A 21,253-nucleotide genomic window follows, 5' to 3' on the forward strand; every position below is an offset into this window, starting at 1 on the left:
GCACGGCGTTCGGATTTATGGGAGATATATGACATGGGGAACAAGACAGTAAACGATGTCATGCAGAAGATGATTGCTTACTCGGAGGGCAATCTGCACGATATAGCACACTTTATGAAGGTCTATGCCTTTGCCCGCACGATCGGCGTCGCGGAGAATCTCACGCCGACGGAACAGGAGACCGTGGAGATCGCCGCGATCCTGCACGACATCGCCTGTCCGCTCTGCCGTGAGAAATACGGCAATACGAACGGGGATCATCAGGAGGAGGAGGGCGGTCCTCTGACGGAGGAGTTCCTCAAGGAGATCGACCTCCCTGCAGGGATGGCGGAGCGCCTCGTCTACCTCGTCAGCCATCACCATACGTATAACGATGTGGACGGGCGCGACTATCAGATCCTCCTTGAGGCGGACTTCCTCGTCAACGCCGACGAGAGCCACATGGGGGCTGCGGCGATACGCAACTTCCGCGACCACGTATTCAAGACGGCGACGGGCACGCATCTGCTCGAGACGATCTATCTGTAAAGGAGCGTGTCATCTATGCCGGATACCAGAGGACTGCCGACGTTTAAGTATCATCCGCATCTGTACGAGGGGGATGAGGTCAGCTTCCAGCATGGCGTCTGCGAATGCTGTGGACAGGAAGTGGATGCGTACATCGATTTGATGTACTGCCGTGCAGATGTCAACTGCATCTGTCTCAACTGTGTGGCAAGCGGTGCTGCCGCCGCGAAATTCCACGGGGATTTCGTTCAGGATGCGGAGCCCGGCGTTACTGACCCGGAGAAGATCAAGGAGCTCTTTCAGCGGACACCGGGCTACTGCAGCTGGCAGGGCGAGCACTGGCTGACGTGCTGTGACGATTTTTGTGCCTATCTCGGCACGGTCGGCACGAAGGAGCTTGAGGAGATGGGGATTGCCGACGCTGTCATTGATGAATACGAGGCGCGGGATGAATATGCGGATATTCGCGATGTCCTTGTGAAGGATGGCGCGCTCTGCGGCTATCTCTTTCAGTGTCTGCACTGTGGTGCGCATCACCTGTGGGTGGATGCGGACTAGGGAATCACGGATAAATAAAAAACGACGAAAACGCCCCGCAGGCCTGACCTGCGGGGCGTTGCTGTATATTCGGCTGTATCTCGGTTGTTCTCTCAGTTCTGCTCTGTCATGGCGGCGGCGAGTGCCGCGCCGAGGGCAGAGCCGGCGTTTTCGAGGATGATCTGGATGTTGACTGCCTCGTCGAGGAGAAGCTTATCGAGTGCGCCGCGCAGATGGTGCGCGACGAGGGGCATCTTCTCGTAGACCGAGCCGTCCACGGCGATGAACTGGTTCTCTGCCTTTGTCTCCCCCGCGCGGTGACGGATGATACCCGCATAGGTCGCGGCGACGATGTGCGCGGAGCGCTGGATCACCGTCCCTGCGAGATCCTGCATGAGTGCACGGTCGGCGGCGGAAAAGGTCATGCCCGTCTTGGCCTCGATGATCGCGCCAGCGGCATGGCGGTCGAGGAAGGCGTCTGCCGCGATGGCAGAGAGCTCGATGCTCGTGAATGGATACGAGGCTCCCTCCTTGCCGAGGAGATCGGCGAGTGCCGAGCCGTAGAGCATCCCGAGGTAGCGTCCCGACACCATCTTTTCGAGCCGCTGTGCACCGGGCTGCTCGGAACAGGCGTCGATGGCATCATCGTATTTCGAGAAGGGGAGGCGGTTGAACCCGCCCGACTCCATGTTGATGACCATTGGCTTCTCGCTGCCGTCGGCGAAGTTCTCGAAGTAGCAGGTGTTCTGCCCTGTGGCGTAGATCGAGCCGATGTAGGTGTGCTCACGCTTGTACGCCGCCGCGAGGAGCACGGCAACCGTGTCGTTGATGACGGCGACGGGCACGACGTTCTTCATGCCGCGCCGCATGAGTGCATCCTCGAGGAGATCGTTTACGACCTTGCCCTCGACCCCCTGCGTGGCGAACTCTTTCGTCCATGTGATGAGCCGCGCGTTGCAGAGATTCGTCTGCTCCGAGGGGAAGGAGAAGGTGTGTCCGAGCAGATACTTGGTCTCGTGGTCGCCCTCGATTGCTTCGTCGATGATCTCGGCGAGGAAGTCGAACATCTCATCCGCCGTTGCGTCTGCGCAGACGTAGTCGTAGACGCCGGGGAGGGTGAGCGGCTTGGCGATCTTGCTTTCGATCTTGTACTTGCCGCTGCCGTCGAGGCGGAGGCGGAGGGCGCGGACGTTCGTCCCGCCGAAGTCAAGTGCGAGGAATGTGCCGGTCTCCTTACCCGTCGGCAGGCTCGCGAACGTGCGGAGCATCCGCAGGCTCGCACCATTTTCGTGCGCAAGCCCTGCGTGCATCTCGGCGCGAAAATCATCGGCGATGTGCTGCAGCGTGTCGTTGTCCAAGGTAAAGGCTGCCTTGATTTCCTTAAATTTCTTACGATCCAGTTCCATGATTTTCCCCTCCCCGTATCAGCAAAAATGATCGAGCATCGCACCGACGCTCGGGAATACCGCGCGCGCCTGTTCCTGAATCGCAGGGCGCGCCGTAGTCAGTGAAAACCCGTCAAATGCCTTCAGCATAGGCAGGTCATTCGTCTCATCGCCGATGGCGTAGATTTCCGCATCATCCCAGCCCATGACGCGGAGGAGGGTACGGATGCCCTCGTCCTTGCCGATGCCGGCGGGCGTGATGTCAAGGCTGCACGCGTTCGGAAAGGCGTGGATGAGGTCGCCGAGCTTTGCGTTCAGCACCTCTGCGCACGCGTTGGACTGCTCCGGCTCCGGAAAGCCGAGGGAGAACTGATGAATCTTCGTCAGCCCCGCGATGTCGGATTCCTCAATGTAGGTGATGGGGAAGTCCCACTCCTTTGCCTCGCGTTCGATCCACGAGCCTTCGGAATGGTGGCAGAGGTAGGTCGTCTCTGCCGCCGAGAAGGCAAAGTGGAACGATTTCTGCGCTGTCGGCTCGGCGGCGATTGCCGTCAGCGCACGCGGTGCGATCTCCGCCTGAAAACGTACATTGTCGTCCGTGCCGCGGATGATGCCGCCGTTGTTGCAGACGGTGTAGTCAAATGCAACGCCGTAGGCGCGCAGCTGTGGGACGAGCATCCCGTAGTCGCGCCCCGAGACGACGCCGAATTTATGCCCCGTCGCGCGCCAGCGGGCAATGCCCTCCTTCGTCTCGGCGTCGATTTTGCCGCCGCGCAGGAGTGTCCCATCATAGTCGCTTGCCGCTACTTTCATCCGATTTCCTCCTCATAGACGATGGCTTCGAGCGGGCGCAGCGCGTACAGCGGCGCATCCGCATAATTTCCGATGAGGCGCGTTCCGTGCTGCAGCTCTGCGGGGAGCGCTGCCTGCTCTGTCGTAAAGTTGACCGCTGTGATTGTGCGGCGGTTCCCCTCCGTCCGCGCAAACGCATAGATCTGTTCGCTGTCCTTCAGCAGTTCCTCATACTTGCCGCGCAGCAGGAGCGGATGTTCCGTCCGCAGGCGGATGAGCTTCTTGTAGTAGGCGAGAACGGAGTTCGCATCCTTTTCCTCTGCCGTCGCATTGACGGCAGGATAGTTTTCGTTGACGGGCAGCCATGGCGTGCCCGTTGTAAAGCCCGCATGTGCGGCATCATCCCACTGCATCGGCGTGCGTGCATTGTCGCGGCTGTTGAAATGAACGAAGGACAGTGCCTCAGTGGGAGAGTATCCCTCCGCGCGCGCCAGTTCGTACTGTCCGTGCGAGGAGATGTCGTCATAGTCGGAGATGCTGTCCCATGCGACGTTCGTCATGCCGAGCTCCTCGCCCTCGTAGATGAAGGGCGTGCCGCGCAGGGTGAGCAGCACCGTGGCGAGTGCCTTTGCTCCGAGGACGGGGTCGGCGTCCTTCGGGAGGAAGTAGTTCACCGAGCGCGCGCGGTCGTGGTTCTCAAAGTAGATCGGGCACCAGCCCTCGCGGGCGACCCCCGCCTGACTTGCGGAGAGCGCCGCCTTGAGCTTCGTCAGCTTCCACGGCTGCATTTTGCACCATGTCTCGCCGCTTTCGTAGGGGACGAGGACGTGGTTAAACTCAAAGAGCATGGAGAATACGCCGTTTTCGCCGACCCAGTCGGGGAGTTCTGCGGGGCTGACGCCGTTCGCCTCACCGACGGTGAAGATGTCGTGCCCGTCAAAGACCTCGCGGCGGAACTCATGGAGGAAGTCCAGAATGCCGGGCGTATTGACCGTCATCGTGTGGACACTCACCATGCCGTCTGCCGCATCGGGCGTGCCGTCGGTGAAGACGGCGGGTTTCTTAATGTAGGTGATCGCGTCGATGCGGAATCCGCCGACGCCCTTGTCGAGCCAGAAGTTTGCGGCGCTGTAGAGAGCGGCGCGTACCTCCGGGTTCTCCCAGTTGAGATCGGGCTGCGCCTCGGCAAAGGTGTGCAGGTAGTACTGCCCGCGCTCGGGGCAGTATGTCCACGCAGAGCCGCCGAAGATGCCGCGCCAGTTCGTCGGCGCACTGCCGTCCTCCTTCGGATCACGCCAGATGTACCAGTCGCTCTTTTCGTTGGTGCGGCTGGAGCGCGACTTCAGGAACCACGGATGCTGGTCGGAGCTGTGGTTGTAGACGAGATCCATGATGATGCGGATGCCGCGCTCCTTTGCACCTGCGATCAGCTCCTCCATCTGGTGCATCGAGCCGAAGTCGTGATTGATGTCTGTGTAGTCGCTGATGTCGTAGCCGTTGTCGACCATGGGCGACGGGTAAACGGGGGTGAGCCAGACCGCGCCGACACCGAGCTCCTTCAGATAGTCGAGCTTTTCTGTGATGCCGCGCAGGTCGCCCGTACCGCTGCCCGTCGTGTCGTTGAAACTCTTCGGGTAGATCTGGTAGACGGCGGTGTTCTGCCACCATTTGTACTCGTTCATCGCAGACCCTTTCCTTTCCCTATTTTTCCTATTATCGAGACGCTGTGTTGACCGTATAGAACCGTGAATGGTTGTGTAAGCCCGCAAGCGAACCCTAGTGGAGCGAGCGGCGCAGAGTGTGCGACCCGCCCCCGCGTGATTTCTGCCGTTCAAGCGAAGCGCGTTTAGAAATCACGCGGTATTTAGGCGGACGAGCACACGACCGCTTGTGGAACGAGGTGTTCGCGGCGGGTTTGCACAACAGTATACGTGCTTCTCAGAACGTCAGCACGGGCGTCTCGCCTGCCTTTGCATCCATGCCCGTCGTCTTCTTCATCAGCGGATACTCGCCGGAGTTCGTCACCGCCATGATGACCGTATCCTGATAGCCCGCCTCGTGGATTACCGTGCGGTCAAACGTCACGAGCGGCGTTCCTGCCTTTACGCGGTCGCCCATCGCGACGTGCATCTCAAATCCCTTGCCCTCGAGCTTCACCGTATCCACGCCGATGTGGATGAGCATCTCTGCGCCGTTCTCCATGCGCAGACCTACCGCATGACGGCTGTCCTCCATGACCATCGTCACCTCGGCATCCGCCGGTGCAACGACGACACCTTCCGTTGGCTCGACCGCAACGCCGTCGCCCATCATCTTCTGCGAGAACATCTCATCCTTGACCTCGGTCATGTCGATGACATGTCCCGTCGTGACCGCGTTGATCGCGACGGATTTCTCCGTGCCGACCGCCGTCTCTGCCGCATCCGATGCGGGGGCGGTGAGCAGTGCCTCAAAACGCTCGCGGATCTGCGGCACCGAGAGTCCGACAATGACTTGGAATGCGTGACCGTTGCGCACCAGACCATGTGCGCCTGCATCCGTAAAGGCAACCGCCGGAGCAACGCGCTCGGGGTCGCTGACCGTGACGCGCAGACGCGTTGCACAGTTCGTCACATCGACGATGTTCGACGGGCCGCCGAGCCCTTCGAGAAATGCCTTTGCCTTTACATCGCGCTCATCGAGCTTCATGCTCGGCGCAGCGGCACCGTCCGCAGCGGCACCCGCCTGTTTTGCCTTGTAGTCCGCCTTCGTAAAGAGCTTGTCCTCCACCGCATCATCCGTGCGTCCCGGCGTCTTGTAGTCCTTCAGCAGAATAACCCAGCGGAATACAAAGAAGTAGATGGCAGTGAAGCACAGTCCGATGACGATCTGCGTGATGTACTCCGTATAGTGATACGGGAAGAGCGGGATCCAGTTCTGCACGAAGCAGTCAATCAGACCGCCGCCGAAGTTCCCCGAGAGTCCGAAGGAGTAGAGGGTCGCCGACAGCGTTGCCGAGAGCAGCGCGTGAATCAGATAGAGCAGAGGTGCGACAAAGAGGAAGGTGAACTCCAGCGGCTCCGTGATGCCGCAGAGCATCGCCGTGATCGTCGCGGGGATGAGAAGCGCCGCCGTCTTTTTCTTCTTCTCGGGCTTGGCGCAGACATAGATCGCGAGTGCCGCACCCGGCAGACCGAACACCTTGCCGCTGCCGTGGAGAGCAAAGCCGCCCTCGGGGAAGAGGTCGCGCAGACTCTGCGCGCTCGTCATAAAGTCATTGATATGCCCGAGCCAGTAGGCCTGAATGCCACCGTCCACAATCGCGGGGCCATAGATGAACGGCAGATAGATGAAGTGATGCAGACCGGCGGGCAGGAGGATTTTCTCCGAGAACGTATATGCCCAGACACCGACGATGCCGCTGGTCTTGAGGAAAAACTGAAAGTGCTCGATGGCGTGCTGGACGGCAGGCCAGACAAAGCAGAAGATGAGTGCCATCGGGATCATCACGACGAAGCCGATGGCGACGACGAAGGCAGGTCCCTTGAAGATGCCGAGCCAGTCCGGGATGTCCGTGTCATAGAAGTGATTGTGCAGGAACGCCGTGCAGCAGGCGATGAAGATCGCACCGAGCATGCCCATGTCGAGCGTCTTGATGTTGGCGATCATCGCGAGTCCCGTGCCGGGGCCTGCTGCCTGACTGTAGTCCACGCCGAAGACATCCGCATGGAGCGTCAGGAAACCTGCAATGAAGTAGTTGAACAGCATATAGATAACGAACGACTCCATCGCACAGCGTGCGGGCTCCTTCTTCGCAAAGCCGATCGGCACGGCAATGGCGAAGAGGATCGGCATCTGTGCTCTACGATAATGCAAAAACGCCGCGAAAGCAATAGCTTCGCGGCATTCGGGAGCGATATACAGAGGTCGTACCGAAGTACATCATATGAAATTTGTTACATTCCGGCACATTCCTCCGCATAGAGCCGATAGTGGACGTACCAGATCTCGAGCAGGAGGAAATAGGCGAGCATGGACTTGAACTGGAGACGCGCCTCGTTCTCGGGCAGATTGAACTCTGCGGGCATGACGTAGAGGTTCTCTGTGGAGCGGCTCGCGAGCGTGTTGTGACGCATCTCCGTGATGGAGAGGACGGGGATGCCCTTCAGGTTCAGCTGCTCCGCGAACTCCACCGTGCGCGCCGACTCGCCCGAGAGCGAGATGAAGATAAAGAGATCGTCCGGCCCCGCCTCCTGATAGACGGAGTAGAACTCCTCGCGCCCCGCGATCTCATAGATAAAGATATTGTCATAGACAAAGAGCCGTTTCAGCTCCTGCATCACGTTCGTCTGCACGTAGCCCGAGGCGTAGCCAAAGACGCGGTGCGCCCCGTTCATCAGGCGGCTTGCCCGCGTGTAGTCGCGCTGCATCAGCGCACGCCACGTTTGATCGTAGAAACCGCTGAGCGCCGTGCGGACATCCTGCGGCGGTACTGCGGCAGGGGCAGCCTCCATGCGCATGATCGCCTTCATCTCGCCGAACCCGTCAAAGCCGAGCTTCTGTGCAAAGCGTACGACCGAGGCACTTGAGACGGCGCACGCCCGTGCCAGCTCGTGGATGGAGGAGCGGCTCGCCGCCGCGCGGTTGGCGTCGATGTAACGCCAGATGCAGCGATCTGCCTCACTCAGTTCACGCAGGTGCGCATTGATTCGCTCCGTGAGCATGGCGCATCCCCTTTCATCTCATATATTTCTTTCATTATAGCATATACTGCACCGATGTGCGCGCCTTTGTTGCGCTCTGCAGCGGTCTTTGTTATAATGAGAACATTGTATCGAACGGGAGAGGGGCGATGATGTGATACGGCTGATTTTTTCAGATATGGATGGGACGCTCTTGGATGAGAACGGGAGGCTGCCGGAGGAGTTCGGCGATCTCTATGCGCGGCTGAAGGAGCGCGGCATCCGCTTTGCCCCCGCCTCGGGACGGCAGTACGCATCGCTCCGACGGACGTTCGCTCCGTGGAAGGACGAGCTGATCTTCGTCGCGGAGAACGGGACAATGGTGATGGAGGGCAGCAGGGAGATCTTTTCGAGCGGGATTGAGCGGACGCTTGTGCTCGATGCCCTGCGGACGGGCATGGAGATTCCCGGTGTGCAGATAGTCATGTGCGGGAAAAAGAGCGGCTACATATTGTCACGCGACAATGTACCGGCATTTCGCCATGAGCTGGATCAGTACGTTACAGTGTCGTCGGTCGTAGAGGACTTCGCCGGCGTGGACGATGTCCTGATAAAAATCTCGCTCTGTGATCTTACAGGACACGCCGAGACCTCTATACTGCCGACGACGCAGCAGTACAGAGACCGCCTGCAGGTTACGCTCTCGAGTACGAAGTGGATCGATCTCTTTAACCTCGGTGTCAGCAAGGGGGCAGCCGTCGCGCAGATTCAGCGGCAGCTCGGTATTGCGCCCGAGGAGTGTGCGGCGTTTGGCGACTACGACAATGACCTTGAGCTGATGGATGCCGTGCACTACAGCTTTGCGATGGAGAACGCCCTGCCCGCCGTCAAGGAGCGTGCGCGCTACCGTGCGCCGAGCAATCGCGAGCACGGCGTGATAGAGGTCTGCGAGCGCATTCTCGCAGGGGAGTTTGACTGAGGTGTCATATGCGCTTTGACTATCACATGCATCTTGAGTATGGCTCGTACGATGAGGACTACGCGGAGGGATTCTTCCGTGCGGCAGAGCAGCGCGGCGTCTATGAGATCGGCTTTTCGGAGCACTCCCATACCTTTCCTGAGTTCGAGCAGCTCTACTATGACGATCTTATCTTGGACGACAGTACTGTGGGACAGTTTCAGCGGAAATGGCTGAAAAAGAACAAGTTCAAGTACACGCTTGACGAGTATTTTTCCTTTATTGAAAAGCTGCGGAAAAAGCACAAGGTGCGCGCGGGCATCGAGGTCTGCAATTTCCGCGATCAGGCGGCGGCCGCAAAGATTCTCGCCGCCTATCCGTTCGACTATGTGATCGGCTCGGTGCACTTCCTGCACGGCTGGGCGTACGACACAGAGGCCATCGTGGCGGAGTGGGACAACCACCCGCTGACGGAGATCTACGAGTGGTATACGGAGGAGGCAGAGCACCTCGCGGCGGCACATCTCTACGACGTGCTCGGGCATCCGTTCAACATCCGCCTGTATCGTCACTTTCCAACGTTCGATGTGACGCCGTATCTCGAGCGCGCGGCGGCGGCGATGGCAGCGGCAGACATGATCGTCGATCTCAACACGGGGACGTACTATCGCTATCCGGTGCACGAGTTTTCGCCGTATCCGGACTTTATGCGCGTGGCACATGCGCACGGCCTGCCGCTCATTACGACATCGGATGCACATAAGCCCGAGGACTGTGCGCGTTATAATGAGGAGGCAGTGCAGTATGCCCGCTCCTTTGGCTATACGGAGCAGATTCACTTTACGGGCGGGCGCACGCGTGAGAGCGTCCCGCTGATCTGATGCACAGCGTCGAGAGAGGAGAGCAACGGATGAGTGCAGTGAGATCGTTTTGGATGGGGGCGGCGACGCTCCTCCTTTCCCTGCTCATGTTCTGCCCTGCGGTGCTTGCCGACGAGGGGCAGACGTGGGTCTGGCTGAGCTCGAACGACAGGTACTCGAAATACTACGCACCCGCCTCTGTCCGCATCGCCCAGAGTGTGGCGACGAGTGACGGCAGAGCGGTGGCGACGGAGATCGAGGCAGAGATCAAGACCTCGTTCAGTTATGAGGGCGCGGAGGAGACCATCCGCAACTACAAGATCGACCACGTTATCCCAAATCCCGCGCAGCTCTCGTACTCCGTTGCGCAGGTGCGCGTTGTACCGCAGAGCCGTACGCTGCAGTACCTCGGTGAGACGTTCTACGACAGCGCCGGCAAGGTGCTCTGGTCGAAGGGTGAGGGCAAGGAAAAGGAGATGAACTCCCAGCAGTTTGATGAGGAGTTCTATGCGGCCATCATCGACACGGTGTTTCATCAGGGGGAGATGCAGCGCCTGCGTGCGGATAACCGCTGGATCCTGCTCTGGTCGGATGAAACGTCCGGCGTCAAAACGCAGGTGACGGCAGACACCTCGACCATGCGCCGCATGGGGGACAATCTCGTCTTCTGGGCATGGACGGAGGTTCGTGATGCCGACGGAAAGGCTCTTGAGATCAAGTTCGACAAACGTGCAGTGAACCTCCCACAGGGCACGGAGCGCATTGTCACGGGACGCTATTGGTCGCCGCAGGCGGGCTGGCAGGCACTCGACGACGGCTATGAGGGAGCGTACCGCATGATCAATCGCGACGCACCCGAGGAGCGCGGGCTCGTCCGCCTGCGTGCCTTTGCCGATGGCTACAGCACATGGATCACGCGCTATCAGGTCCGATAATATTTTTGAGAAGGAAAAAATATGCCGATTAAGATACCGAACAATTTGCCCGCTGTGAATGTTCTCGAGGGGGAGAACATCTTCGTCATGAACGCAGCGCGCGCCTACAGTCAGGATATCCGTCCGCTGCGGCTGCTCATTCTGAATCTCATGCCGATCAAGGAGGTGACGGAGACACAGCTTCTGCGCCTCCTCGGCAATACGCCGCTGCAGGTGGAGGCTGACTTCATCTATACGGAGTCCTACGTCCCGACACATACGTCACGCGCCTATCTCTCAGAATTTTATGGAACGTTTGCCGAGGTGCGCCATAAAAAATACGATGGCTTTATCATCACGGGGGCGCCGGTCGAGCAGTATGCCTTCGAGGAGGTCGCCTACTGGGACGAGGTCGCAGAGATCATGCAGTGGAGCAAGAAGCACGCCTTCTCGACGTTCCACATCTGCTGGGGCGCACAGGCGGGGCTCTACTATCACTACGGCATCCCGAAGCACTGGACGGAGAAGAAGATCTTCGGCGTCTATGAGCACCATCGCTGTGTGCAGCACGAGAGCCTACTGCGCGGCTTTGACGATATTTTCTACGTGCCGCACTCGCGCCATACGGAGACACGCCGCGCCGATGTCGATGCCGTACCCGAGCTGACCGTTCTCGCCGAGGGCGATGCGGGGGTCTACATTATCGCGAATCTGCGGCGGCGGCAGTTCTTCATCACGGGACATGCCGAGTATGATCCGCTGACACTGAAGGCAGAGTATGACCGCGATCGCGCGGCGGGGATGAACCCCGACATCCCGGTGAACTACTATCCCAACGACGATCCAAGTCTTCCGCCCGTTGTTCGCTGGCGCAGCGTCGCACATCTGCTCTTTGCGAACTGGCTGAACTACTACGTCTATCAGGGTACACCATACGAGCTGGACAGCCTTGACAACGCGGAGGACTGAGGGGCGGTGAAATGCTGCATCATCTGGAATGTTCAGCGAAAATTCAGCTTTTGGTACTACCATAGTATTCGTTAATAGAACAATACGATGGGAGCGATCGATTTGCAGAAACGATGGGGTGCAGTGCTGGCTGCCTGTGCCGTCCTGCTCATGGGCGTCCGTACCGCCGATGCGGCGGAGGCAATTCCAAAACACATTTACGAATGGGTGCAGTCCACAGCGCGGCAGGGCTACTACTTCAACAAGGAGTACATCCAGTACGCCGCCGATGCGCACGGCTACATCGACCTCACGAAGATCCTCGTGCCGACGCTGCGCGTCTACGATAATATCCAGATCCAAGATGTTGTCTCGAAGCGCCGCTGGCGGATGCTCCCGCTCGAGGGGTACGGTGACCTCTCGGGCGCGGCGGAGTATCTTTTGATCGACCTGCGCGCGGGCACGGTGCGTGTGACGGCGCATGAGGATCTGGACAGCGCGTGGGAGACGATCTCGCGCGAGGAGAATGCGAAGGAGTTTACCCTCGCCTCCCTCTCGGACAAGGACGTGGAGAAAAAATTTTTTAATGCAATTATTTCCTACGCTGCGGCCCATCAGGAGGAGCTCATCCACCGCTCGAAGGGGATACTGAGCGATGCTGACCGCAAAATACTGGCGGAACAGCAGGCAAAGGCGGCGAAAGAACAGAAAAAAACCGTCAAGAACCCATAAAGCACGATAAAACAATAAAAGACGGAGTGTCCCACTGATAGCAAGGGGGGACGCTTCTTTTTATTTGGGATTTTCTAGCTTTTTTTTTAAAAATAAAGTATAATAGAGGTGAAAATGCTAGGAGGATGTGACGCGCATGACAGACAAGGAATGGATGCAGCATGAGCTGAACCGCATGGTGAAGGCCGAGGGCGGTAAGATCAGCGTCGAGCGTATGACCGAGATTGTCTCGGAACTCAGCCAGCGGCTGCGCGAAAATCCGAACCTGCCGCGTGAGATGAACACGCTTACGGCGGATGAGTTGATTGCACGCGCACGCAAGGCGTCAGGCGAGGAGCGCTACCGCATCATCAAGCGTGTTCTGCGCATCGAGCCGGAAAACATCACAGCGGCGTGCATGCGCGTGGAATATCTGGCCCGCAATGCCGATGACCGCGTTCACCACTACGAAGACCTGGCACGCAAGGCAACGGCGCGTCTTACGGAGGAGGGGCTCTTTGCCGAGGAGAATATCGGCAAGTTCTGGTCGATGCCCCAGACGAAGCCCTATATGTTCCTCCGTCTCTCCTATCTGGAGTCGCTGCTCGCGGCGCGCAAGTTCCGCCTTGCGGCGAAGGAGTGCAAGGAAATGCTGCGGCTCTCGGAGCACGATGGGCTCGGGCGCCGTTACCAGCTCATGTTCATCTACGCCGCAATGGAGGAGGGCGATGCAGCGATTGAGCTGTATCAGCGCTACGAGGAGGGCGTGGCGATGATGTACCTGCCGCTCGCGATGCTCTTCTATCGCCTCGGCAAGATGAAGATGGCGCGCAACTTCCTGAAGGAGCTCGCCGCCGTTAACCTCGATACGGAGGAATTCTTCGAGCGCGGCGTGCGCGGCGATCTGCCGAAGCGTGCGCCGGGACGCTATGCCGGCTCCTTCGCCATCGGTACGATGGAGGAGTTCGGCGAGGCGGTGACGGACAATGCCTTTGCCTTTGTCGGGATGGACGCATTCTTCGCATGGGGGCTGAGCGAGCTGCGCGCGGGCGTGGCAGAGGGGGCATAGCACAGAACACGTATCGGCCGGAGCTCTGTTTCTCACGGCGGAGCGCACTGCGGCAGTGCAGGGATGAGCAGTGCACATGGGGGTGTGCACTGCTCGTCCCCGGACTGCTGCAGTGCCGGCATAGCGATTTATTTTGGAGACGCACGACGCGGAACAGATGCGGGGGGCATCGTTCCGCCGTGCCGATGCAGTAGTGGCAAAAGGGGAGGAAATCACGCAAAAACGTCAAGTTCTCATCGCAGATCTGGAGTGTTTGGGGAGGCGCGGACGCACAGCCGTGTCACTTCGATGTACGCGGTACCGCGGCGATCGATATGCGAATGCATATTGGCTTTATTGCTCCGGCATCATTGGGAATTACGGGTGATCTCAGCATCGTTTGCTGCACATCTTACCGCGATTTCTACGTATATGGGGACGATGCCCTCAGCAGAGGGTGAATATGGAGGGGACAATGGGACTCTTTGATGGATTTAAAGGCGGTGAGCCGGTCGACATGGGCATTCGCAGTGCCATCAAGGCCGAGCTCGATCGCCGTGAATGGAGTTATGAGGAGAATGAGGAGAGTGACGAGACGCGCAAGGAAGCCTACTTCTATATGCGCAATGAGCTCGAGAATGACGAGCCCGTCACCGTCGTCATCGCCGTGCGCGAGTACAATCACGCGGACGGATTCATCAAGATCAAGATTTATGACATCGCCTATCTCGAGGAAAACGGGAACCGCGCGGAGCTGCTCGCGAAGCTCAATGAATGGAACGCCGAGTACCGCTTTGTGAAGTTCTGCCTCGACGGCGATCGGGATGTGGTCGTCGATATCGACCTGCCGCTCGATCTCCACAACGGTGAGTTCAAACCGGATGCCGTCATTGCAATGATGGCGATCGGGATGCGCGTCGTGGAGCAGGTTCATGAAAGTCTGATGGGACTGTGCGAACGGGGGCACCGCCCGCACGCACAGGCGTCGGAATGATACGCACATTGAACGGAGGATTATCTGTATGGGACTTTTTGACGGCTTCAGCGGAAGCGAAGAAGGGCTCAGAAATAGTGCATACGAGGCGATTAAGACAGAATTTGACAAGCAGGAGCTGAGCTACGGCGAGGATACCTCCGAAGATGGTGAGGATCATATCCTGCGCATGCGGCAGAAACTGGATAATGGCAGCGTCGTGAGCATTGCCATCGTGGTAACGGAAAACGGCGATACGAACGACTTCATCAAGATCAAGTATTTTGACCTAGTGCGGCTCGGCGAGAAGGCGGAGCCGACGGTCTTTCACGAAAAACTCAACGAGTGGAACAGCGAGTACCGCTATGTGAAGTTCGTGGTGGACGACGATCAGGATGTCGTGGTGGACATCGATCTGCCTCTCGATCTGCACGTCGGCGCTTTCCAGGTGGAGAGCTTCATGTCGATGGTCGGCGTCGGACTCCAAGTGATCGAGGAGGTCTACCCGGAACTCATGAAGCTGCGGTGGTCGTGAGCGCGGCAGATGCGGCGCGCATCGCCGCATCCGAGGACAATGAAAAAGAGCTGTAACGCGAAGGATTTCCTTCTTGTTACAGCTCTTTTCTTATGCTGCTCAGCCCCGTTTGGTATGATCGATCTGCGGTACTTTTAGCCCTTTGCGCAGGTAGCTCTGCTGCAGCTGGTAGATGCTCTGGACAAGACGCTCGCGCTCGCGCGGCGTCAGTGCGGTGAACTCGACGCCGATGTGGTACGTTATGCCGAGGTTCGTCTCGATGGGCGTGGAGCGGCGGATAGCGCCCTCCGTCTCGAGTGTGCCGATATGTGGCAGGTCGGGCACGCGCACGACGACGGGCGCGTTTTCGAGCAGTTCCTCCTCGTGGACGAAGCAGAGCCCGCCCCCGCTGATATCGATGAGGTGCATCTCACGGAAGTTCTTGAGACTGCCGTGGTCGCCTGCCAGCTTTACCTCGATACTCATCGGGATGGGGACGCGGACGAAGTCGCGCAGCTGGATGCGCTCGGCACTCTCGGGGAGATCGAGGTACCAGATGGTGTCAGGCAGCTGCGATGCCGAACGATAGGCAACGGTGAAGTGATAGACGCAGCCCGGACCCGTGAGGTGGCATGGGAAGAGATACCCCGTCTCAGGTGTGTTGACGAACTTTCCGACGGGGATGTTGAGACGTACGCTGAGCGCCCCCTCAGGTGCGCCGGCTGCCTGCTCCTCCTCGCTGAGTTCGAGTGATCCGTAGTAGTCGATGTCAGTTTCGGGGTCAATGATATGGATGGAAGCGTCATGCTTTAACAGTGCCGTGAGCTTTTCTCCTTCGAGTGTCATGGTGTCTATCCTTTCTGTCGTTTATTCCATTATTATATCGGAATCGAATTGCACTGACATAAGGGAAGCGCTGATAAATTCGACACGACCGTACGAATGGGGAGGTTCATGGTTCGGACGAAAACTCTGCACCGATCGGATGGGCTTCGTGTTGCCTGTGCTTTTTAAGATAGTTTTCATGCTTTGACTTTGATGCGGGTTCAAGCTATAATAACTATGGAAGTTTGTCCCCATTTGGTAGGGGAATGGGAATGCGGTCGTAACTCCGTGGATGGGGGACGCGCGCACCATGACAAAGGGAATGGGTGAGTGCCATGGCAATGAAGATAGACAGCACGATTTCGCAGAGTACGTCCATGACGATGCCGCGTGCGGCAAGTGATGTGGGCGTGCGCGGCGCAGCGGCGGATTTCGGTACGGAGCTGGCGGATCAAAAGTCCTCCATGTCACGCGAGGCGATGGATCGGCTGCTCGAAAAGATCGACGAGCAGGGAGCACGGCTCTCGAAGTCGCCGACCTATGAGGAGCTGCGCTCCTATCGTGCGCTCATACAGAGCTTTATCGGCGAGGCCGTCGATGGGATGTACGAGCTGCATACGCAGGCGGGCTGGGATCGCCTCGGCCGGCAGAAGGTCTATACCTCCGTGCGCAAAATCGACAAGAAGCTCGAGGAGATGGCGGAGAAGATACGCCTTGGTCAGGCGGATCAGCTGAGCATCATCGCGAGCCACGATGCCATACGCGGGCTGCTCGTCGATCTCTATATGTGATGGCAAAGGCAAAGGAAATCCCCGCCGCCGCTGAGGAGCGTGAGCCGTTCCCCCGCGACTGGTCGGACATCCGCGGTCATGCGGCGGTCATCGCCCGCCTGCGTCATCTCGCGGTGAACGGACGCCTGCCGCACGCCCTGATGCTTACGGGGACGGAGGGTGTCGGCAAGCGCCGGACGGCACATGTGCTTGCGCGGACACTGCTCTGCACGGCAGGGGGAGATGCGCCCTGCGGGCACTGTGATTCCTGCCGTACGATGGCGGCGGGCGTGCATCCCGACTACTTCGAGGTGAGCCCTGAGTCGCGCGGCAAGAGTGCGGCCATGATCCGTGCCGACGCGGTGCGCGACATCCTCATCGCGGCGAGTGAGTCGCCGCGGAGTGCGGATCGCCGCATCATCCTCATCGACGATGTGCACTGCATGAATGAGGTCGCGGCGAACCGCCTGCTCAAGACCCTTGAGGAGCCGCCCGCGACGGTGCTCTTTCTGCTCGTGACGAGCGCGTGGGATGCCGTCCTGCCGACCATTCGCTCCCGTGCGGTGCGTATTGCCTTCGGCACCGTGCCGCGTGCGGAGATCGCAGCGGAGCTGCAGGGGCGCGGCATAGAGGCGGCGGAGACCATCGCCGCCCTCGCGGACGGCAGCATCGGGCGTGCCGAGCGGCTCGCGGCGGAGGGGCTTTCCCTGCGCGACGATGCGCTCGCCTTTCTCACCTCGCTCAGCGCACTGCGCGTCGAGGCGCTGTGGACGCGCGCGGAGGAGCTCGGTGCGCGTCCCTATGAGGAGCGCAGTGCATGGCTCGGCTATCTGCAGATGGCGCTGCGCGACCTGCTCGTCCTGCGTGAGGACGCGGGCGCGGAGCTGTACCACGGAGACCGCCGCGCCGACCTGACGTCACTCCTCTCTGCGATGCCGCGGCCGCGTGTCCTCGCGCTCATGGAGGAGGCGGGAACGCTCCTGCGCCGCCTCGGTGCGAATGTGAACCCTGCCTTGCAGGCGGAGGCGTTCTTTCTGCGTGCACGGCAGGCGGCGCAGGATTGAGATGAAGAGATGCACTTCATGGGTGGAGAATACTGCCACTCTGGTCTCCCGCAGTGTGGGAGATGGTAAAGTGAAGGGAAGTTTTCGCATCAGTCTGAAATAGTGTGCCCTTAGCCTCCCATGCAGAGCGGGGGAGGGGGACCGCGGAGCGGTGGTGGGGGCACTCCTTATACCTAGGAGGAACACTTGCAAACGGTTGTTGGTGTCCGCTTCAAGTCGGCGGGCAAAATCTATACATTTGGACAGGGACGGCTCTCGCTCGCCGAGGGCGACTACGTCATCGTGGAGACCACGCGCGGCATGGAGTGCGGCAAAGTCGTCGTCGCGCCCCACGATGTCCCCGATGAGGCAGTCCCGCCGCATCTGCGCGTCGTACATCGCCTTGCCGATGCCTCCGATCGCGCCCGCGTCGAGGAGAACCGCGCTCGCGAGATCGAGGCGCGCACGGTCTGTGAGGAGAAGATTCGGCAGCTCGGGCTCAAGATGAAACTCGTGAGCGTCGAGCTGACCTTTGACCTCTCGAAGATGCTCTTTTACTTCACGGCGGACGGACGTGTGGACTTCCGTCAGCTCGTGCGCGAACTGGCGAGCGTCTTCCGCACGCGCATCGAGCTGCGCCAGATCGGCGTGCGCGACGAGGCGAAGATGATGGGCGGCATGGGCTGCTGCGGGCGACCGCTCTGCTGTGCCACATTCCTCGACGACTTCGTGCCCGTCTCCATCCGCATGGCGAAGGAACAGAACCTCTCCCTCAACCCGACGAAGATCTCGGGGATCTGCGGACGGCTCATGTGCTGCCTGAAATACGAGAGCGAGGGCTACGGCTGCGGCGGCTGTATGTGCATGAAAAAGAAAGAAGAGTATGTCCCCGCGCAGAACGACCGCGTCGTCGCCGACGATGGTGAGGGACGTGTCGTCTCGGTGCATGAGCAGCGACGGACGGCGACCATCCTCCTCGACGACGGCAAGACACTCGTCTCCGCATGGGAGGACATCGTCCGCGTGGAGGAGGATGACGAGGGCTCGATGCGTCCCATGCCCGCCGCGCGCGCAGAGCGCCCGCCGCGTGAGCGCGGAGAGCGCAGGCAGCGTCCGGCAAATCGCCGCCGTGAGCGCGGCGAACGCGGAGAGCGCAGTGACCGCCCGCCGCGTCCCTCGGCGAAGGGCGAGGGCGGAAAGCGGCGGCCGCAGAGCGGACGTCGTTCCCGCCCACAGCAGCGTCCACCCCGTCCGAATAGTGTCTCGGATGAGTGATCTGCGCCATCCGCAGGAACGGCTGGACGATCTCTGTACAGGCGGACGGCGCATCATCCAGCGCACGGATCGGTTCTGCTTCTCCATGGACGCTGTCCTTCTCGCACACTTTCCGACACTCACGGGGCGCGAGCGCGTACTCGACCTCGGCACGGGAACGGGCATCATCCCACTCCTCATCGCCGACCATGCAGCGGCAGTGACGGCGGTCGAGATCGACCCCGTACAGGCGGAGCTCGCCGCACGCAATGCGGAACTAAACGGACTCACGGAGAAAATCACCGTGCGGGAGGGCGACTATCGCGACCCTGCCGCACTTTTTTCGTGTGCGGTATACGATATCGTCTTTGCGAATCCGCCCTACCGCCCCGTCGGGCACGGTGCACTCAGCATGGGCGCGCGTGCGGCGGCACGGCATGAGCTCACGGCGACGCTCGCCGACGTCATCCGTGCGGCGGCGTTTGCCCTGCGCCATGGCGGCAGACTGGCGATGGTACACCTCCCCGAGCGGCTCGGCGAGATCATCCCCGCGCTCCATGCGGCAGGGCTTGCCATGAAGCGTCTGCGCATGGTACAGCCGCGCGCCGACCGCCCGCCGAACCTCCTCCTCATGGAGGCCGTGCGCGGTGCATCGCCCGCAGGACTGCGCCATGAGCCGGCACTCATCGTCCGCGACGCAGAGGGGCACTACACGGACGAGATTCGCGCCATCTACGGGCAGGAGATGTGAAAAAGAATGGGGGGGTCACGAATGGAGTGCATAAACTTTGATGGTTATGAACAGAATGATCGCATGTACGGCGGGCTTTCCGGAGCAAAAATTGGAATTTGCTATCATGGTGCAAACTATATCCTGAAATATCCGCAGAACCTCAAAGAACGTCACTTTAACGACGTCGTGATGAGCTATTCGACATCGCCGATTTCTGAGTATTTGGGGTCGCACATCTACGAGCTTTTTGATCTCCCTGTACATGAAACTTTGCTCGGAATGCGTCGAGGAAAACCTGTCGTTGCGTGTCGGGATTTTCTTGGTCAGGGGGATCGTCTCTTTGAGTTTCGCGAAATAAAAACAACATTTGAATCGCCGGGAGGGGAAATCAGCGGCAGTGAGACGAGTGGGAGCGGTGTCGAGCTGTGTGACATCCTGCGGGTCATTGATGAGCATCCTCTGCTTCGCAGACTATCGGGCGTCAAAGAGCGCTTCTGGCAGATGTTTGTCGTCGATGCTTACATCGGGAACATGGATCGCAACAATGGAAACTGGGGTGTGATCTCCCGCTATGACGGACAGTTCGAATTAGCGCCTGTCTACGATAATGGTGCCTGTCTGAACAACAAATGGGATGAAGCACGGATTCAGTCGATTTTGGACGATATGTCAAAAATGCGTGCGCAGGCATATCGTGGTGTCGTGAATATCTTTGAACAGAACGGGAAAAGAATCAATCCATTCCAATATATTGCAGAGATGCGCAACGAAGACTGTGCGCGTGCTGTTGCTCTGCTCGTGCCGAAGATGCAGATGCACGATGCAGCGATCCATGCATTGATCGACGAGGTGCCGGTACTTACGTCTGTGCAGAGAAATTTCCTGCATCGTATTCTCTCGCTGCGCCTGCGTGAATCACTCGTTCCTGTATATGAACAGATCACGAAGGGGGAAGATGGGCATGTACATTGATCAAACGATTTCTTTGCCGGAACATCTGCCCCGCTATCTGCTTCGTGATGTAGAAGTCTTGCAGGAATACTATGATAGTGGGAATGATGCCTACTTTTATCCCTATCTTGATGCGTTTGAGGCGGGAGTACATCAGTGCTATGCAGATCGACAGATCACAGAGGAGGAGGCGTATCGACTCTTGCGTCGCTACGGTATTGGATAAATCATATTATGACAAAGGCAAAAAAATCTCCGCTTTGGCCAACGGTCAACGCGGAGATTTTTCTGTTATTTCTTCCCCTCTGCCTTTGCCATAAACTTCTGGACGGCAACGGCAAAGCGCGTGTGCGTTCCTGTGCCGATCTCCTCGCGTGCGTCGTACGCCGTGACCTTCAGCGTGACGGCGCGTCCGTCCACCGCCGTCACCTCGGCGACAGCGCGCACGTCAAGCCCCACGGGGGTTGCTGCCTTGTGCTGGATCGCGATCTCGGTGCCGACCGTCGTCCACCCCTCGGGGCATCCCGACGCACACAGCTCCGCCGCCGCACGCTCCATCAGCGCCGCCATTGCGGGTGTTGCATAGACCGCGAGCGAGCCGCTCCCGACCGTCGCCGCTGTATTCTCCTCTGTGACCGCACCGTGTACCTCATGTGTTGCACCAACGTGGATTTTTTCGTTGAACTCCATAGAGAACCTCTCTTTCTGAGACCATGATTCTTTTTCATTATAACCCTCTGCTCTGCTATTGTCGATAGGAAAAGAATACTATTGCGAACAGAGTATCGAAGATTAAGAATAGATATACAATAACAAGAAGTCCGTTAGGAAATACCTTGCTATATAAAAATATTCGGTGTATAATTCAA

Annotated in this window: 22 protein-coding genes and 1 pseudogene; 16 read left to right on the forward strand and 7 right to left on the reverse strand. The window is 59.0% G+C overall.

The window, feature by feature from the left end:
* Positions 1-33 precede the first annotated feature (33 nt).
* Together ADJ74_RS06015 and ADJ74_RS06020 are read left to right on the forward strand one after the other, a co-directional pair.
* Entirely contained in the window at positions 34-528 is a 495-nt protein-coding gene (locus ADJ74_RS06015) for an HD domain-containing protein (protein ID WP_050342700.1), read from the forward strand.
* A 15-nt stretch (positions 529-543) separates the two neighbouring features.
* Positions 544-1,065 carry a CbrC family protein gene (locus tag ADJ74_RS06020; protein ID WP_050342704.1) on the forward strand — a complete coding sequence of 174 codons (522 nt, stop codon included), beginning with the start codon at positions 544-546 and terminating at the stop codon, positions 1,063-1,065.
* A gap of 92 nt (positions 1,066-1,157) precedes the next feature.
* Here ADJ74_RS06020 and ADJ74_RS06025 read toward each other — a convergent pair whose 3' ends face one another.
* The 5 genes and pseudogenes from ADJ74_RS06025 to ADJ74_RS06045 all read right to left on the reverse strand — a co-directional run bounded on the left by ADJ74_RS06025 (position 1,158) and on the right by ADJ74_RS06045 (position 7,924).
* A complete protein-coding gene (locus ADJ74_RS06025) occupies positions 1,158-2,450 on the reverse strand; it encodes a hexokinase (protein WP_050342705.1) in 1,293 nt (430 codons plus the stop codon).
* Positions 2,451-2,468: 18 nt separating this feature from the next.
* Positions 2,469-3,242: an HAD-IIB family hydrolase gene (locus tag ADJ74_RS06030; protein WP_050342707.1), complete on the reverse strand. Its 774-nt coding sequence runs from the start codon at positions 3,240-3,242 to the stop codon at positions 2,469-2,471.
* Positions 3,239-4,903, reverse strand: coding sequence for an alpha-glucosidase (locus tag ADJ74_RS06035; protein ID WP_050342709.1), 1,665 nt, complete (start codon positions 4,901-4,903; stop codon positions 3,239-3,241). Before ADJ74_RS06035 ends, ADJ74_RS06030 begins: the two co-directional genes overlap by 4 nt.
* A gap of 256 nt (positions 4,904-5,159) precedes the next feature.
* Positions 5,160-7,061 (reverse strand): annotated as a pseudogene (locus ADJ74_RS06040) (alpha-glucoside-specific PTS transporter subunit IIBC); the annotation flags it as partial.
* A gap of 95 nt (positions 7,062-7,156) precedes the next feature.
* Entirely contained in the window at positions 7,157-7,924 is a 768-nt protein-coding gene (locus ADJ74_RS06045; protein ID WP_050342711.1) for a MurR/RpiR family transcriptional regulator, read from the reverse strand.
* 133 nt (positions 7,925-8,057) lie between these two features.
* On the opposite strand from ADJ74_RS06045, the gene ADJ74_RS06050 reads away from it, so the two are divergent.
* The 8 genes from ADJ74_RS06050 (at position 8,058) to ADJ74_RS06085 (ending at position 14,829) form a co-directional block, all read left to right on the forward strand.
* Complete coding sequence (locus ADJ74_RS06050) at positions 8,058-8,861, forward strand: Cof-type HAD-IIB family hydrolase (protein ID WP_050342712.1); 804 nt, start codon at positions 8,058-8,060, stop codon at positions 8,859-8,861.
* Between the two features lie 8 nt (positions 8,862-8,869).
* Positions 8,870-9,721 (forward strand): histidinol-phosphatase, encoded by an 852-nt coding sequence (locus ADJ74_RS06055; protein ID WP_050342713.1) that lies wholly within the window; start codon positions 8,870-8,872, stop codon positions 9,719-9,721.
* Positions 9,722-9,750: 29 nt separating this feature from the next.
* Complete coding sequence (locus tag ADJ74_RS06060; protein WP_050342715.1) at positions 9,751-10,635, forward strand: hypothetical protein; 885 nt, start codon at positions 9,751-9,753, stop codon at positions 10,633-10,635.
* Between the two features lie 21 nt (positions 10,636-10,656).
* Positions 10,657-11,583, forward strand: coding sequence for a homoserine O-succinyltransferase (metA, locus tag ADJ74_RS06065; protein ID WP_050342717.1), 927 nt, complete (start codon positions 10,657-10,659; stop codon positions 11,581-11,583).
* 102 nt (positions 11,584-11,685) lie between these two features.
* A complete protein-coding gene (locus ADJ74_RS06070) occupies positions 11,686-12,294 on the forward strand; it encodes a hypothetical protein (protein ID WP_050342719.1) in 609 nt (202 codons plus the stop codon).
* Positions 12,295-12,430: 136 nt separating this feature from the next.
* Positions 12,431-13,342: a hypothetical protein gene (locus ADJ74_RS06075; RefSeq protein ID WP_050342721.1), complete on the forward strand. Its 912-nt coding sequence runs from the start codon at positions 12,431-12,433 to the stop codon at positions 13,340-13,342.
* Positions 13,343-13,796: 454 nt separating this feature from the next.
* Positions 13,797-14,315 (forward strand): YbjN domain-containing protein, encoded by a 519-nt coding sequence (locus tag ADJ74_RS06080; protein ID WP_039981101.1) that lies wholly within the window; start codon positions 13,797-13,799, stop codon positions 14,313-14,315.
* A gap of 28 nt (positions 14,316-14,343) precedes the next feature.
* Positions 14,344-14,829 carry a YbjN domain-containing protein gene (locus ADJ74_RS06085; protein ID WP_009753049.1) on the forward strand — a complete coding sequence of 162 codons (486 nt, stop codon included), beginning with the start codon at positions 14,344-14,346 and terminating at the stop codon, positions 14,827-14,829.
* 99 nt (positions 14,830-14,928) lie between these two features.
* Here ADJ74_RS06085 and ADJ74_RS06090 read toward each other — a convergent pair whose 3' ends face one another.
* Positions 14,929-15,654 (reverse strand): flagellar brake protein, encoded by a 726-nt coding sequence (locus tag ADJ74_RS06090; protein WP_050342723.1) that lies wholly within the window; start codon positions 15,652-15,654, stop codon positions 14,929-14,931.
* 314 nt (positions 15,655-15,968) lie between these two features.
* Between ADJ74_RS06090 and ADJ74_RS06095 the strand changes: the two genes are divergently transcribed.
* The 6 genes from ADJ74_RS06095 to ADJ74_RS06120 all read left to right on the forward strand — a co-directional run bounded on the left by ADJ74_RS06095 (position 15,969) and on the right by ADJ74_RS06120 (position 20,610).
* Complete coding sequence (locus ADJ74_RS06095; RefSeq protein ID WP_009753047.1) at positions 15,969-16,424, forward strand: YaaR family protein; 456 nt, start codon at positions 15,969-15,971, stop codon at positions 16,422-16,424.
* Positions 16,424-17,467, forward strand: a complete 1,044-nt coding sequence (gene holB / locus ADJ74_RS06100) for a DNA polymerase III subunit delta' (protein ID WP_050342725.1) — start codon at positions 16,424-16,426, stop codon at positions 17,465-17,467. The genes ADJ74_RS06095 and holB overlap by 1 nt, the downstream gene beginning before the upstream one ends.
* 186 nt (positions 17,468-17,653) lie before the next feature.
* Positions 17,654-18,721 carry a stage 0 sporulation family protein gene (locus ADJ74_RS06105; RefSeq protein WP_050342727.1) on the forward strand — a complete coding sequence of 356 codons (1,068 nt, stop codon included), beginning with the start codon at positions 17,654-17,656 and terminating at the stop codon, positions 18,719-18,721.
* Positions 18,714-19,451: a tRNA1(Val) (adenine(37)-N6)-methyltransferase gene (locus ADJ74_RS06110; protein WP_050342729.1), complete on the forward strand. Its 738-nt coding sequence runs from the start codon at positions 18,714-18,716 to the stop codon at positions 19,449-19,451. Before ADJ74_RS06105 ends, ADJ74_RS06110 begins: the two co-directional genes overlap by 8 nt.
* Before the next feature lie 21 nt (positions 19,452-19,472).
* Positions 19,473-20,405, forward strand: a complete 933-nt coding sequence (locus tag ADJ74_RS06115) for a CtkA family protein (protein WP_050342730.1) — start codon at positions 19,473-19,475, stop codon at positions 20,403-20,405.
* The gene (locus tag ADJ74_RS06120; RefSeq protein ID WP_050342733.1) at positions 20,395-20,610 is read left to right on the forward strand and encodes a hypothetical protein; all 216 of its coding nucleotides are present in this window, start codon (positions 20,395-20,397) and stop codon (positions 20,608-20,610) included. The genes ADJ74_RS06115 and ADJ74_RS06120 overlap by 11 nt, the downstream gene beginning before the upstream one ends.
* Positions 20,611-20,675: 65 nt before the next feature.
* On the opposite strand, the gene ADJ74_RS06125 is transcribed toward ADJ74_RS06120, so the two are convergent.
* The gene (locus ADJ74_RS06125) at positions 20,676-21,074 is read right to left on the reverse strand and encodes a thioesterase family protein (protein ID WP_050342735.1); all 399 of its coding nucleotides are present in this window, start codon (positions 21,072-21,074) and stop codon (positions 20,676-20,678) included.
* Positions 21,075-21,253: the final 179 nt, after the last annotated feature.

The organism is Selenomonas sp. oral taxon 478 (assembly GCF_001189555.1).
Taxonomy (GTDB): Bacteria; Bacillota; Negativicutes; order Selenomonadales; family Selenomonadaceae; genus Centipeda; species Centipeda felix.

Bases quoted from the DNA above. Each gene is read 5' to 3' on its own strand.
- ADJ74_RS06015 (WP_050342700.1), top strand. From the start codon at position 34: ATGGGGAACAAGACAGTAAACGATGTCATGCAGAAGATGATTGCTTAC.
- ADJ74_RS06020 (WP_050342704.1), top strand. From the start codon at position 544: ATGCCGGATACCAGAGGACTGCCGACGTTTAAGTATCATCCGCATCTG.
- ADJ74_RS06025 (WP_050342705.1), bottom strand. From the start codon at position 2,450: ATGGAACTGGATCGTAAGAAATTTAAGGAAATCAAGGCAGCCTTTACC.
- ADJ74_RS06030 (WP_050342707.1), bottom strand. From the start codon at position 3,242: ATGAAAGTAGCGGCAAGCGACTATGATGGGACACTCCTGCGCGGCGGC.
- ADJ74_RS06035 (WP_050342709.1), bottom strand. From the start codon at position 4,903: ATGAACGAGTACAAATGGTGGCAGAACACCGCCGTCTACCAGATCTAC.
- ADJ74_RS06045 (WP_050342711.1), bottom strand. From the start codon at position 7,924: ATGCTCACGGAGCGAATCAATGCGCACCTGCGTGAACTGAGTGAGGCA.
- ADJ74_RS06055 (WP_050342713.1), top strand. From the start codon at position 8,870: ATGCGCTTTGACTATCACATGCATCTTGAGTATGGCTCGTACGATGAG.
- ADJ74_RS06060 (WP_050342715.1), top strand. From the start codon at position 9,751: ATGAGTGCAGTGAGATCGTTTTGGATGGGGGCGGCGACGCTCCTCCTT.
- metA (WP_050342717.1), top strand. From the start codon at position 10,657: ATGCCGATTAAGATACCGAACAATTTGCCCGCTGTGAATGTTCTCGAG.
- ADJ74_RS06075 (WP_050342721.1), top strand. From the start codon at position 12,431: ATGACAGACAAGGAATGGATGCAGCATGAGCTGAACCGCATGGTGAAG.
- ADJ74_RS06080 (WP_039981101.1), top strand. From the start codon at position 13,797: ATGGGACTCTTTGATGGATTTAAAGGCGGTGAGCCGGTCGACATGGGC.
- ADJ74_RS06085 (WP_009753049.1), top strand. From the start codon at position 14,344: ATGGGACTTTTTGACGGCTTCAGCGGAAGCGAAGAAGGGCTCAGAAAT.
- ADJ74_RS06090 (WP_050342723.1), bottom strand. From the start codon at position 15,654: ATGACACTCGAAGGAGAAAAGCTCACGGCACTGTTAAAGCATGACGCT.
- ADJ74_RS06095 (WP_009753047.1), top strand. From the start codon at position 15,969: ATGGCAATGAAGATAGACAGCACGATTTCGCAGAGTACGTCCATGACG.
- holB (WP_050342725.1), top strand. From the start codon at position 16,424: ATGGCAAAGGCAAAGGAAATCCCCGCCGCCGCTGAGGAGCGTGAGCCG.
- ADJ74_RS06110 (WP_050342729.1), top strand. From the start codon at position 18,714: ATGAGTGATCTGCGCCATCCGCAGGAACGGCTGGACGATCTCTGTACA.
- ADJ74_RS06115 (WP_050342730.1), top strand. From the start codon at position 19,473: ATGGAGTGCATAAACTTTGATGGTTATGAACAGAATGATCGCATGTAC.
- ADJ74_RS06120 (WP_050342733.1), top strand. From the start codon at position 20,395: ATGTACATTGATCAAACGATTTCTTTGCCGGAACATCTGCCCCGCTAT.
- ADJ74_RS06125 (WP_050342735.1), bottom strand. From the start codon at position 21,074: ATGGAGTTCAACGAAAAAATCCACGTTGGTGCAACACATGAGGTACAC.